Source organism: Lentzea sp. NBRC 105346 (genome assembly GCF_030269605.1).
GTDB lineage: Bacteria > Actinomycetota > Actinomycetes > Mycobacteriales > Pseudonocardiaceae > Lentzea.
Genome location: NZ_BSTQ01000021.1, coordinates 163,227 through 175,831, shown reverse-complemented (window position 1 = coordinate 175,831; position 12,605 = coordinate 163,227). Strand labels below are relative to the sequence as shown.

General features: G+C 67.7%; 14 protein-coding genes. 8 read left to right on the top strand and 6 right to left on the bottom strand.

Features of this window, described 5'->3' with window-relative positions:
* Positions 1–2: 2 nt before the first annotated feature.
* Entirely contained in the window at positions 3–1,460 is a 1,458-nt protein-coding gene (locus QSK35_RS36545; protein WP_285752282.1) for an MFS transporter, read from the bottom strand.
* A gap of 111 nt (positions 1,461–1,571) precedes the next feature.
* On the opposite strand from QSK35_RS36545, the gene QSK35_RS36540 reads away from it, so the two are divergent.
* Genes QSK35_RS36540 through QSK35_RS36525 form a run of 4 tightly spaced genes read left to right on the top strand, consistent with a single transcriptional unit; the run spans position 1,572 to position 4,073 of the window.
* Complete coding sequence (locus tag QSK35_RS36540) at positions 1,572–2,519, top strand: LysR family transcriptional regulator (protein ID WP_285752281.1); 948 nt, start codon at positions 1,572–1,574, stop codon at positions 2,517–2,519.
* A 23-nt stretch (positions 2,520–2,542) separates the two neighbouring features.
* Complete coding sequence (gene nthB, locus QSK35_RS36535; RefSeq protein WP_285752280.1) at positions 2,543–3,208, top strand: nitrile hydratase subunit beta; 666 nt, start codon at positions 2,543–2,545, stop codon at positions 3,206–3,208.
* Positions 3,205–3,780, top strand: coding sequence for a nitrile hydratase subunit alpha (gene nthA, locus QSK35_RS36530; RefSeq protein WP_285752279.1), 576 nt, complete (start codon positions 3,205–3,207; stop codon positions 3,778–3,780). Before nthB ends, nthA begins: the two co-directional genes overlap by 4 nt.
* Complete coding sequence (locus tag QSK35_RS36525; RefSeq protein ID WP_285752278.1) at positions 3,777–4,073, top strand: nitrile hydratase accessory protein; 297 nt, start codon at positions 3,777–3,779, stop codon at positions 4,071–4,073. The genes nthA and QSK35_RS36525 overlap by 4 nt, the downstream gene beginning before the upstream one ends.
* Here QSK35_RS36525 and QSK35_RS36520 read toward each other — a convergent pair.
* From QSK35_RS36520 to QSK35_RS36510, 3 genes are read right to left on the bottom strand one after another with little or no spacing between them, the layout of a single operon-like run.
* Positions 4,070–5,260: a cytochrome P450 gene (locus QSK35_RS36520; RefSeq protein WP_285752277.1), complete on the bottom strand. Its 1,191-nt coding sequence runs from the start codon at positions 5,258–5,260 to the stop codon at positions 4,070–4,072. The two genes, QSK35_RS36525 and QSK35_RS36520, sit on opposite strands and share 4 nt — an antisense overlap.
* A gap of 1 nt (position 5,261) precedes the next feature.
* Positions 5,262–5,762: a phosphopantetheine-binding protein gene (locus tag QSK35_RS36515; protein WP_285752276.1), complete on the bottom strand. Its 501-nt coding sequence runs from the start codon at positions 5,760–5,762 to the stop codon at positions 5,262–5,264.
* A 2-nt stretch (positions 5,763–5,764) separates the two neighbouring features.
* Positions 5,765–6,511, bottom strand: coding sequence for a thioesterase II family protein (locus tag QSK35_RS36510; RefSeq protein ID WP_285752275.1), 747 nt, complete (start codon positions 6,509–6,511; stop codon positions 5,765–5,767).
* A 134-nt stretch (positions 6,512–6,645) separates the two neighbouring features.
* On the opposite strand from QSK35_RS36510, the gene QSK35_RS36505 reads away from it, so the two are divergent.
* From QSK35_RS36505 to QSK35_RS36490, 4 genes are read left to right on the top strand one after another with little or no spacing between them, the layout of a single operon-like run.
* Positions 6,646–6,825 carry an MbtH family protein gene (locus QSK35_RS36505; protein ID WP_285752274.1) on the top strand — a complete coding sequence of 60 codons (180 nt, stop codon included), beginning with the start codon at positions 6,646–6,648 and terminating at the stop codon, positions 6,823–6,825.
* Between the two features lie 3 nt (positions 6,826–6,828).
* Positions 6,829–7,536 carry a thioesterase II family protein gene (locus tag QSK35_RS36500; protein WP_285752273.1) on the top strand — a complete coding sequence of 236 codons (708 nt, stop codon included), beginning with the start codon at positions 6,829–6,831 and terminating at the stop codon, positions 7,534–7,536.
* 8 nt (positions 7,537–7,544) lie between these two features.
* Positions 7,545–9,299 (top strand): non-ribosomal peptide synthetase, encoded by a 1,755-nt coding sequence (locus tag QSK35_RS36495; RefSeq protein WP_285752272.1) that lies wholly within the window; start codon positions 7,545–7,547, stop codon positions 9,297–9,299.
* Positions 9,296–10,492, top strand: a complete 1,197-nt coding sequence (locus tag QSK35_RS36490) for a cytochrome P450 (protein ID WP_285752271.1) — start codon at positions 9,296–9,298, stop codon at positions 10,490–10,492. Before QSK35_RS36495 ends, QSK35_RS36490 begins: the two co-directional genes overlap by 4 nt.
* Before the next feature lie 3 nt (positions 10,493–10,495).
* Here QSK35_RS36490 and QSK35_RS36485 read toward each other — a convergent pair whose 3' ends face one another.
* Both QSK35_RS36485 and QSK35_RS36480 read right to left on the bottom strand, forming a co-directional pair.
* Positions 10,496–12,376, bottom strand: a complete 1,881-nt coding sequence (locus tag QSK35_RS36485) for a helix-turn-helix domain-containing protein (protein WP_285752270.1) — start codon at positions 12,374–12,376, stop codon at positions 10,496–10,498.
* Positions 12,373–12,603 (bottom strand): hypothetical protein, encoded by a 231-nt coding sequence (locus QSK35_RS36480; protein WP_285752269.1) that lies wholly within the window; start codon positions 12,601–12,603, stop codon positions 12,373–12,375. Before QSK35_RS36480 ends, QSK35_RS36485 begins: the two co-directional genes overlap by 4 nt.
* Positions 12,604–12,605 lie beyond the last annotated feature (2 nt).

Here is a 12,605-nt window from a genome sequence, read left to right as displayed (position 1 = left end):
GGTCAGACGGGGACGGCCGGGGTTTCGGGCGCCTTCACCTTCTGCATGAAGGCCGCCACCAGACCGGCACCGACGGCCAGCACGATCGCCGCGATGACGAACGCGAACCGGTAACCGGACACGATGGCCTCGTTCTGCGGCAGGCCACTCGCCGTCGCGTGGTTGAGCGCGATCGTCGTCAGCACGGCCAGGCCGAGCGCACTACCGAGCTGCTGCACGGAAGTCTGCACACCGGAGCCGAGGCCGGCGTCCGCACCGGACAGCTCGTGCAGCGCGGCGTTCTGCAACGCCGGCAGGCCGATGGCCAGACCGAACGCGAGCACCACGGTCGCCGGGACCAGCTGGCCCCAGAACGAACCCTGCGCGTCGATGCGGGCCAGCAGCAGCATGCCCGCGGCGCTCACCACGAAGCCGACGATGATGGCGGTCTTCGGGCCGAACCGCGTCACGAGCTGCGTCGACACGATCATGCCCGGCATGAACGCGATGCAGAACGGGATGTAGGCCAGACCGGACTGCAGCGGCGAGTAGCCCAGCACCTGCTGCACGTACAGCGTGACGATGAAGAACATCGCCGCCATGGCGCTGGTCAGCAGGATCGTCGTGACGTTCGCCGACACACGCGTGCGGTTCGCGAAGAACCGCAGCGGCATCATCGGGTCCGCGGTGCGCGACTCGACCACGGCGAACAGGCCCAGCAGCACGAAACCGGCGATGAAGGAACCCCACACGCCGAAGCTGCCCCACGGGTGCTCGGCGGCGCGCAGCAGACCGTTGACGACCAGGATCAGACCACCGGTGACCAGCAGTCCACCGGGGACGTCGAGCTTGCGCTTACCGCCCTCCGCGGGCGCATCATGGACGAGCTTGGCGCACAACGCCAGCGCGATCGCGGCGACCGGCAGGTTGATGAAGAACACCCAGCGCCAGTTGGCCAGGTCGACGATCACACCGGACAGCAGCACACCGACGGTGGCGCCGATGCCGGCCAGTCCACCCCAGATGCCGAGCGCCTTCGCGCGCTCCTTCGGCGTGGTGAACATCAGGACGATCAACGCGAGCGCCGCGGGCGAGGCCAGTGCCTCACCGACGCCCTGCAGGAAGCGGCTGACGATCAGCACTTCCGAGTTCCACGCCGAACCGCTGGTGAGCGACGCGATCGCGAATATCGCGGTACCGACGACGAAGATCTTCTTGCGCCCCAGCAGATCCGCGACCCGGCCGCCGAGCAACAGCAGGCCACCGGCGGTCAGCAGGTATCCGTTGACCACCCAGGCGAGACCCGCTTGAGAGGTTCCCAGGTCGTTGCGAATGGACGGCAGGGCGATGTTCACGATCGTGTTGTCGATGACGATCATGAACTGGACCAGTGCCAGTACGGCGAGTGCTTGCCACCGGCGAGGATTCGCCTCGGGGGCGTTGCTCACCCTCTCGCGGCTACGATTCTCCACAGTGGACATGACGGACTCCATAGGGACTCGAAAACGGGTCTATCCCAGGAAACAACCGATGGGGTTCCCCGGTCCAACAACGTCCACTCCTGGCTTGACAACCAACGGTTGTGACGCAAGATGAAGCAGGTGGAACTGGACATGGCGCAGGTGAGGGCGTTCGTCGCCGCGGCCGAAGAACTGCACTTCGGACGGGCCGCGGAACGCCTTTTCGTGAGCCAGCAAGCGCTTTCCAAGCGAGTCGGAAAACTTGAGGAGTCGCTGGGCGCACGGCTGTTCGACCGAACCACCCAGAAGGTGGAACTCACCTCGATCGGCGAACAGTTCCTGCCCCACGCGATCGAAGCGCTGGCCGCCGCCGACGCCGCTGTTGCGTCCATCAAGTCCGTCCGGCGGACCGTCCGGATCGACGTGCTGGACGAACGACTGGCGCCGATGCGGCTAGTCCGGCACGCCCTGCGCCGCCTCGACGACCTGCCGATCGAGGTGAGCATGCGGCACGGCCTGCCCAACGCCCTGCCCGCGCTGCGCAACGGCGAGGCCGATGCCGCGTTCGGCCGCGTCCATTCCCTGCCGGCGGCCAACCTGGCGGAGGTGGACCACCGGCTTGTGTTGCTGGAACCGCTCGCGCTGCTGGTCAGCACGCAACACCCACTGGCCGCCGCCGACACCATCCGCCTGCCGGACCTGCGTGGCGTGCCGCTGTGGGTGCCGATCGGCGGCGCGGTGGGCGAGTGGGCCGACTTCCTGCGCCAGTTCGCCTCGGCGTGGGACCTGGACCTGGACTTCTCCGGACCGTCGCTGAGCCTGGACTACCTGGTCGACGAGATCGGCGTGCGGCCCGAGGTCGCGACGCTGGTCGGCAGCCGGATGGAGATGCCGTCCGCTGATCGGACGAAAGTCGTCTACATCGTCGACCCGACGCCGGCCTACCCATGGTCGCTGGTGTGGCCGCGCGGCCGCGCCCACTCGCTGTTGCCCGAGCTGCTGGCGGCGTTCCGCGAGGGCCTCACCGGCCTGGACGACGTGTGGCTGACCGAGCAGGACCGGATCGGACTCGGCACGTAACCGCCGCTTGCCACGATGGCGCTATGGACGGTCCCCACGACCTCGGCGGTGTTCCCGGCTTCGGTCCCGTCCGGTTCTCACCGGACGATCCGTTGTTCGGTGCGGACTGGGAACGCAAGGTCTTCGGCCTCACCATGGCCGCGTCGACCATCGGCCTGTTCAACCGCGACGAGAACCGCCATGCACGCGAACGCATGTCTCCCGAGGCCTACCGGTCGTCCGGCTACTTCGAACAGTGGCTCGTCGCGCTGGAGACGAACCTGACCGAGCTCGGGGTGCTGGATGCCGATGTCCTGCGGGATCGGGTCAGTGATCCTGGCGAGATCAGGGGAAAACCGCGGCCCGAGTTGTTCGAGCTCTTTCAGGACACCCTCGAGTTCGGCGCTTCGCTGGACCGGACCGTTGCCGCGCCGCCGCTTTTCGAGGTCGGCTCACGAGTTCGGGCCGTTTCGGTTGTCAGGCCTGGTCACACGCGGTTGCCGGCCTATGTGCGCGGACATGTGGGCGTGGTGCGGCGGGTCGACCCGGCGTTCGTGCTGCCGGACACCAATGCCCACCACGACGGCGAGAATCCGGAACACACCTACAGCGTCGGGTTTAGCGCACTGGATTTGTGGGGAAAAGGAGACCACGAGGTACGCGTGGACGTCTGGGAGAGCTACCTCGAAGAGCCTGGGGAGGGTTCGTGACGGACGAAGCCGAGCTACGCGCTCGGGTGAAGGCCCTGGAGGCGCTGCTCGTCGAGCGCGGCCTGATCGGAACGGACACCGTGGACCGGATCGTGGAGGTCTACGAGTCCGAGATCGGTCCGCTGCTGGGGGCGCGGGTGGTGGCCCACGCGTGGACGAATCCGGATTTCAAGCAACGTCTGCTGGCCGACGCCACGGCCGCCTGCTGGGAGCTCGACATCGGCGGGCTGCAGGGGGAGAAGCTGGTCGCGGTCGAGAACACGCCCGAGGTGCACAACGTCGTCGTGTGCACGCTGTGCTCCTGCTATCCGTGGCCGGTGCTGGGAATTCCGCCCAACTGGTACAAGAGCCCCGAATATCGAGCCCGCATGGTGGCCGAACCGCGCGTCGTGCTCGCCGAGGACTTCGGGGTGGTGCTCGGGGAAGACGTCGAGATCCGGGTGCAGGACTCCAGCGCGGAGATGCGGTATTTCACCGTGCCGCAACGGCCGGCGGGCACCGAGGACTGGGACGAGGAACGGCTCGCCGGGATCGTGACCCGGGAGTCGATGGTGGGGGTGGCCGTGCTGTGAAGCTCGAACTTCCCGCGGTGCCGCGGAGCAACGGCGAGCTGGTGTTCCAGTCCCCTTGGGAGAGCAGGGCTTTCGGGCTCGCCGTCGCGCTGGCCGAGTCCGGTGCGCTGGAGTGGGACGACTTCCGCGTCCAGCTCGTGCGCGCGATCGAGGACCGCGATCCCACCCAGCCCTACAACTACTACGAGTACTGGCTGAACGCGCTGGAGCAGGCCCTGGTGACCACCGGCGTGGTCGACACCAGGGCCCTGCTCGCCTCGGTGAAGTCGGTGCTGGACCACCCGGAGCACTAACGCAGCGAGACCGGGACGTGGCACACGCCGCCGAGGAAGTTCGAGTAGATCCGCCGGGGTTCGCCGGCGAGCTCCATCCCGGACACCATGTCCCGCAACGCGGTCAGCACGGCGTTGATCTCCAGCCGCGCCAGGTGCGCGCCCAGGCAGAAGTGCGATCCTCCGCCGAGGGTGACGTGCTTGTTGGGCGTGCGCGCCAGGTCGAACGTGTCGGGTGAGTCGAACACCGTCTCGTCGCGGTTGGCGGACACGTTCCACAACGTGACGATGTCACCGGCCCGGATCAGCTTTCCGCCGATCTCGACGTCCGAGAGTGCCGTGCGAGCCATGTGCATGGACGGTGTGGTCCACCGCAGCACCTCCTCGACGGCCGAATCGATCGACACGGCACCGGACTTCAGCGCCTGCCACTGCGACGGGTTCTGGATGAGCGCGAGAACCGCGCCGCCGATGGACATCCGCGTGGTCTCGCCGCCACCGAGGATCAGGCTGTAGCAGTTGAAGATGATCTCGTCCTCGGTGAGCCCGGCGTTCTCGATCTGTGCCGCGGTCAGGAGACTGACGATGTCGTCGCGCGGCTCGACGCGGCGACCCTCGGCCATGTTGGCGAAGTAGAACAGCACCTCGTTCTTGTTGCGCCACGCGTCCTTCTGCGTGTGGTCGGGCGTCTCGGAGGCGACCATCGACGACGTGAGGTCGAAGATGCGCCACCGGTCTTCCTCCGGAACACCTAGCAGGTCGCAGATCGCCATCAACGGGATGGGCGCGGCAACGTCCTTGGCGAAGTCGCACTCGCCGGCCGCGAGCGCCGACTCGACCAGCGAACGGGCGACCGACCGGATGCGGGTGCCGACCTGTTCGACACCACGTTTGGAGAACGTCTTCATCAGGATCGAGCGGATGCCCGCGTGCCGGGGGCCGTCGGTGAGCGACAGCATCCGTTTGGCGGCGGAGTCGCCGCCCGCGCGCAGGGCGTCCATCACGTTGCCGCGTTCGGACGTGAAGTGCTTGGTGTCGCGGTAGACCGCGCTGACGTGCTCGTAGGTGGTCAGAACCCAGAAGCCGGGGCCGCCGTCAGTGGGATCCAGCCAGTGCACGGGATTGTTGTGGCGCAGGTCCCGCCAGAACTCCGAGAGGTCCTCGGTCGAGTGCAGCACCCGGTCGGTGAGGTCGAGGGCCAGGGTCATCTCACGCCTCCCGCATGCTCTCGACGACGGCGGCCTGTTCGTGCAGCACGCTGTTCTCGAACAGCACCTCCGGCGGCACGGTGACGCCGTGGTCGCGTTGCAGGCGCATGCGGATCCGCACGGCCAGCAGGGAATGACCGCCGAGGGTGAAGAAATCGTCGTCGGCGCCGATGTCCTCGACACCGAGCAGGTCCTCCCACAGCCCGGCGAGGTAGCGCTCCATGTCGTTGCGTGGCGCCACGTACGGCTGCCGCCGGCGTCGCAGGTCGCCGCGCGACCGGGACAGCTCGGCCCAGTCCGGGGTGCCGTCACCGGCCAGCGGCAGCGCGGGCAGCACCACGAACTCGTCCGGCGTGTCGGCCAGGGCGGTGCGCAGCTCGCGCAGCGACAGGCTTTCCGCCGCGGGTACCACGAAGGCCACCACGCGGTCGTCCTCGACGGTGACCGCGGCCGAGCCCACGGAGGCGTGGTCGCGCAACGAGCGTTCGATGTCCTGAGTCATGGTCAGCCCCTGAAGTCCTTCTCGATGAGCTCCTGCAGCTCGGCAGGGGCCTCGAGGAACGTCAACTTGTCTCCCGGCAGCACGTGGTGCGTCGTCGGCGCGACCTCCTGCCAGACTCCCATCTCGTCCGGCGACACGTCGGCGTCGTCGGTCCAGCCGATCGTGCTGATCGGGCAGCCGGTCGGCGTCAACGGCGGCGCGTAGCCGAAGCACATCTCCAGGTCGCCGCGCAGCACGCGCAACGCCAGCGGCACGAGGTCCGGATGCAGGTCGGCGCCACCGACCGTGCGGGCCACGCGGCTGACCTCGGCCGCGAGCTGCTCCTCGGTCATCGACGGGTGGTAGACGCCCACCGATCCCGGCGCCGGCATGCGGTACCGCCGGTCCGGCGCCCAGTGCGGCACCCGCGACGACGACACGTAAAGCCGTTGCGGCTCGGGCAGTTCGGTGACCAGCGCGTGCGCCAGGATCGCGCCCATGCAGTGCCCGAACACCGCGTACGGGCGGTCCAGGTACGGCTCCAGCGCCTCGGCGGCGTCCTTGGCGAACGTGGGGAAGTCCCGGTAGCCGGGCTGCCCGATGCGGTTCTCGCGGCCCGGCAGCTGCAGCGGAACGACCTCGAGCGGGCCGATGTGCGTCGGCCAGCGGCGGAACACCGACGCGCCGACCCCGCTGTACGGCAGACAGAACAGGCGCGCCTCGGCGTCCGGTGCCGGATTGCGCAGCAGCCACTTGGTTCGGTGCGACATGCGTCCCTCCGAGAGTGCGTGAGCAACGCAAGCTACGGACGCCCAGTTAGACCGGAGTTACGACCCGGAACCGCATAACCCCGCGCTAACCCGCCGTTCCTAACTTCGACGGCCACGCGGGTTCGGGAGGTCACATGGCACCGGCGAGCTGCGACTTGTTCTTCCGGGTCGTGGTGAACGACGAGGGCCGATTCAGCATCTGGCCCACGGACATCGCCGTGCCCGAGGGATGGCGCCCGACCGGGTTCTCCGGCACCAAACAGGCGTGCCTGAACCAGGTGGCCGAGCTGTGGCGCGACATGCGAATGGAGTGATCGATGGGACGCTGGTTGCTGCTGGAACCCGATCCGGACGCCACGAAACGGTTGTTCTGCTTCCCGTTCGCGGGCGTGGGCGCCGCGGCGTTCCGCGGCTGGCCGGGCCGGATCGGCGACATCGAGATCTGCCCGGTGCAGCTGCCCGGCCGGGAGAACCGGATGCGGGACGCCGCCTACACCGACTTCGACACGTTCGGGACGGAAGCAGCGTCGGCGCTCGAACCGTATCTCGACCGGCCGTTCGCCTTCTTCGGCCACTGCATGGGCGCACTGCTCGCGCACGCGGTCGCGGACCGGTTGGAGCGCAAGCCGAACCGGCTCTTCGTCTCCTCGTCGTACGTGCCGTACCTCGGGATCTCCAAGCCGTTCCACCCGAGCATGACCGACGAGCAGCTGGTCGACGAACTGCGCGCGATCGCCATCAGGCTCGGCGACCCCGACCCGCTGCCGGAGTTGCTGGAACTGTCCGTCGGCGTGCTGCGCAACGACATCGACATGGCCTTCGAGTACGCCCCACCCGCCCGGCCGTTGCACTGTCCGATCACGACGGTCGGATGGGCCGACGACACCATCGTGCCGCACAGCCACATGGGGGAGTGGAAGGAGTACGGCGACGTGACCCATCACGTGCTCAAGGGCGACTTCTTCGACTTCCTCGGCGCGCCGGCGGAACTTCGCGACGTCATCGCCCGGGACTTCAAGGAATGAGGGAAATCGTGAGCAGCAAGACGCTCGTGGAACTGTTCGCGCACAGCGTGCGGCACCACCCCGAGGCCGCCGCGGTCAGCGACGACGACCAGCGGCTGTCCTATTCCGAGCTGGACGCCCGGTCCGACCGGCTGGCCCACCGGCTGGTCGCGCTCGGTGTCGGCCGGGAGGACCGGGTCGCGGTGCACCTGCGACGCGGCGTGGACGTCGTGGTGGCCGTGCTCGGCGTGCTGAAAGCCGGTGCCGCGTACCTGCCGATCGACACGCGCTACGCCGACGGCCGGCGCGACTACATGATCACCGAGGGCCGCGTGCGCCTGGTGATCACCCACCCGGACCTGGCCGCGGACCTGCCGGACGTCGAGGTCCTGCACTACCGCGACGAACCGGCCACGGGTGGTTCGCTGCCGTCGCCGAGCCCGTCCGACGCCGCGTGCGTGCTCTACACGTCCGGCTCGACGGGGCAGCCGAAGGCGATCGTGCTGGAGCACCGCCAGCTGGTCGCGTTCACGCTGAACCCCGCGCTGCCCGAGATGTCTCCGGACGACCGCACCGCGCAGGTCGCCAGCATCTCGTTCGACCCGGCCAACTTCGAGATCTGGTGCACGCTCGCCGCGGGCGCCGAGCTCGTCGTGCTGCCGTCGATCCCCGAGCTGCTGGAGTCCGATTTGCAGCGCGAGCTGAAGCGCCGCAAGATCACCGTGATGCTGGCGCCCGCGATCGCGATCAACCACGCGGTCAAGGTCGACCGGGATTCCTTCGCCCCCTTGCGAATCCTGCACTCCGGCGGCGACGTGCTGCTCCCGTCGTCGTGCCGTGACCTGCTGGCGAGCAAGTTCTCCGGACGCCTGTTCAACCTCTACGGCCCGGCCGAGACGACCACAGCGTGCACCGCGTACGAGGTGAAGTCCGTTCCCGACGACGCCGAGAGCGTGCCGATCGGATCCGCTTTCGCCGGCTACCACCTGTATGTGCTGGACGAGGACTTCAAGCAGGTCCCGGTCGGCTCGCCGGGCGAGCTGTACGTCGGCGGCGCGGGTGTGAGCCGCGGCTACCTGAACCGCCCGGAACTGACCGCGGACAAGTTCGTACCGGACCCGTTCGCCGCCGACGGCGGTGCGATGTACCGCACGGGCGACCGGGTGCGCGACCGCGGCGACGGCGTGCTGGAGTACCTGGGCCGCGTCGACACGCAAGTCAAGATCCGCGGCTACCGGGTCGAGCCCGGCGAGGTCGAACGCGCCATCTGCGCCAACTCGGACGTCCGCGAGGCCGCGGTCATCGCGGTGGGCGAGCCGGGGGACAAGCGACTCGTCGCCTTCCTCGTGCCCGCCGTGGATACGTTGTCGCTGCGAGAACTGCGCGCCGACCTTTCACAGCGGGTGGCGGATTTCCTGGTGCCGAGCGAGTTCATCGTGCTGCCAGCGATGCCCACCGACGCACACGGCAAGCGCGACTGGGAGGACCTCGGGCACACCGCGTCCAGCCGCATGCGGCAACGTCCCGACTACGTGGCCCCGCGCACCGAGACCGAGCAGTACCTGGCCGACCTGTGGGAGCGCCTGCTGACCGTCGAGCACGTCGGCGTGCACGACGACTTCTTCGTGCTGGGCGGCCACTCACTGCTGGCCGTGCGCGTCCGTTCGTTGGTGCGCAAGGAACTCGGCGTAACCCTCAAGCCGCGCGCGGTGTTCGAGTCGAGCGAGCTCTCAGAACTCGCCGCGCTCGTCGACCGCACCCGTGAGGAGGTGCTGATCTCGTGACCGCCGGTCTCGTCGATCTCACTGACACCGACCTGTTCGTGCACGGCGACCCGCATGCGGTGTGGGCATACCTTCGTGCCAATGAGCCGGTGCACTGGAACCCTTCGCCGGACGGCGGGTTCTGGTCGTTGACCAGGTACGCCGACATCCACGATGTGTACGTCGATCCCGGTACCTTCAGTTCCGAGCAGGGCACTGTCATGGGCGGCTCGTTCGGTAGCGCGCAGGACAGTGCTACCGGGCAGATGCTGATCTGTGCTGATCCACCTGAGCACCGGTTGTTGCGCCAGCAGGTCAAGCAGGGGTTCGCCAACTCGATGCTCGCGTTGATCGGTGAGAGTGTGCGGTTGTATGCCGACCGGGCGCTTTCGCGGATCGTGGCCGATGGTGGTGGCGATTTTGCCGTTGACGTGGCGCCGGAGCTGCCTGCCGGTGTGCTCGCGGCGATGTTCGGGTTGTCCGCTGAGGACGCTCACTATCTGCTCGCCTTGACCCGCAACATGATTGGGTCCGAGGATGGCGAGTACAACGACGGTGACCTCGCGTTGGTGACCGCGCAGGTGGAGATCTTCGACTTCCTCGCTGAGCTTGCCGACTCGCGTAAGGATCGGCCTGGGCACGACCTGGTCACCATGTTGCTCAACTCGTGCATCAACGGGTATCCGATGAGTGACGCTCAGATTCTGTACAACTGCCTCAACGTTGTCGTTGGTGGAAACGAGACTACGCCGTATACCGCCTGTGCTGGGGTGGCGGCGTTTGCCGAGTTCCCTGGTGAGGCTGATCGGTTCTACGCCTCTCCTGAGGTGCTGCCCACCGCTGTGGATGAGATTCTGCGGTGGACTTCGACCAACGCCTACGTGCAGCGGACCGCGACCCGTGACGTGGTCATCCGCGGCGTGCCGATCGCGGCGGGTTCCAAGCTCACGTTGTGGAACGCGTCGGCGAATCGGGATGAGGAGGTGTTCGATCGCGCGGATAGGTTCGACGTGACGCGCACGCCGAACCACCACATCGCGTTCGGTGTGGGCAACCACCGGTGCATCGGGCAGACCGTGGCGCGTCAGGAGGTCACCATCCTGTTCGACCTGCTTCGTGAGCGTGGCATCCGGTTCGAGTTGGATGGCCCGATCGAGCGGCTGCGGTCGAACTTCATGCTAGGAACCAAGCACATGCCCGTGCGGGTGGTGTGACGGTCAGGTGCGCGCCTGATTCGCGTGCAGCACATTCGCGTTCTCGGCGACTTCGGCGATTTTCGGGTCGGTGATCCAGGGGGCGAGTGCCCGCAGCTCCCTGGTGATCACTGTGGATCCGGTGCTGCGTGCCAGCTCCAACGCTTCGGACGCGATGAGGACGGTTTGCTCGAGGTCGCCGGCGAAGGCATGGGCGACGGCGAGCTTCGCGGTGTGCACGCCTCGTTCCCACTGACAGACGTTGCCCCAGCGAAGGTGCTCGTAGTGGATGATCGCCTCGTCCAGCTCGCCCAGCCGGAGCAGGCAAGCGCCCCGCTGCACGTCGAGGTGCCGCTCGGTGAAGCAGTATCCGATCTCGTACTCGTCCGCGTTGCTCATCTGCCGATTCCCGACCAGCTTCTTCGCTTCGTCGAGGGTGTTCATACAGGACCGGTCACCAGCACGGGACAGCGCGGACGCCTCCTGCCGCAGCAGCATGGCCCGCACCACGGGACTCACCCCGCTGGTCTGCTTCGCGGCCCGCAAGAGCCCCATCACGCGATCGTTGTCCTCTTCCAACGCGGCGAGTTCGGCCATGCGCACAGTTGCGTACGCGATCGCATCCGGATCGTCGGCCGCCTGTGCCTGCTGCAGCGCCTGCGTGGTCCAGTACGTCGCTTCACGCAGGTCGTGCGTCTGTTCGTGGAGCCAGCCGTAGAACTCCGCGTACACCGCACCGACCGCGAGCAGTTGTCGCCGGAACTCTCCCGATGCCGACCGCCGAAGCCGGTCGGTGAACTCGCAGAGTTCACGAACCGTGGGCTTGAGCGCCGCGGGGCGGCCGTAGTTGTCCGCGTCGTTGACCACGCGGCGCAGGACGAGGAGGTGATGGGTGGTCGTCGGGTCGATCGACAACAGCGAGAGCAGCGCGTGGCCATCGACCGCGACGGACGCGTGTGCGCTGGGAACTTCGCCCAACAGTTGTTGTGCGGCCTGGGGACGGACCAGCACGGCCTGGTCCGTGAGACCGAGCAGGTGGGCAGGGATGCCGAGTACTCGCTGAAGCGTGCGCAGGACACGTATGTCGTGCACGCGGCCGCCGTGAGCCTCGAGGCGGCCGATCGCGTGTTTCGAAAGACCTGCCATCGCGCCGAGCCGGGCCTGGGTGAGGCCGTGTGCCCGGCGTGCGGTCGCGACAATCGAGCCGACGACACCGAGGCAGGCCGCTTCCCGAACCTCCGCCGACGCCCACACCGACGGCGGCAGTGTCTGCAGGCCGCGTCCCGGACGAATCACGTCGGGCCGGCCGGCCGGGTGATCGGGAATGTGGATCCATGCTGTCGCCCGTGCTTCTTTTTCCGCGACCTGGATCTCCCGGTAGTCGTCCGGCATGATCGCCGGGTTGTGCCGCACGACCTCGTGGTAGATCCAGTCCGACACCACGACCGCGAGCACTCCCGGCGAGCCGGCGAGCGCGGATTTCAACGCCCGCACATCACTCAGGCGAAAGGCGTGGATGACGGCCGAGCCCACCACGCCGGTGTCGTCCTGGAGAACCTCGCCCGCGTGCACGGCCAGGCGAAGCCTCATCCGCGCCTCGGGGCAGCTCACCGCGTTGTGCCTGCGCAGGCCCGCCACGATCGCACCGGGCAAGGGCCCGGTCAGCAGGCTCTTGGGCACCTCTGGGGGGACCAGGATCAGCACGCCGTCGCCGCGATCCTCTCGGTAGCAGTCGTCCCAGGGAATCCGCGAACGGGAGAACGCCTCACGCAACACCCGGTACATGCCATCTCGTACGGCCATCTGATGCGAGTGCGTCCTGCGCCGATCGCTGAACCCTTCGACGTCCACGATGAGGATCGCACGGTGCATCGCAAGCGGAAGTCGTCCCATGGAACCGCTCATGAATCCTGCCCGGCCGCGTCATCGGCGGCCTGGTGGAAGTGGACGTCCCCGCTGATCGTTCCGGCCTGCATGCTGTGGCCGGTGGTGGAGCCCGTGGCCGAGTTGTGGCTGTCAGATCGTTCGCGAGCGGTGCCGCTCCCACGGATGACGGTGTTGTTGTCGCCCGCGATGATCTGTCCGCTGACGTCGCCGTCGATGTGGATGTCGAGACGGTTGTCGTGCTTCATGG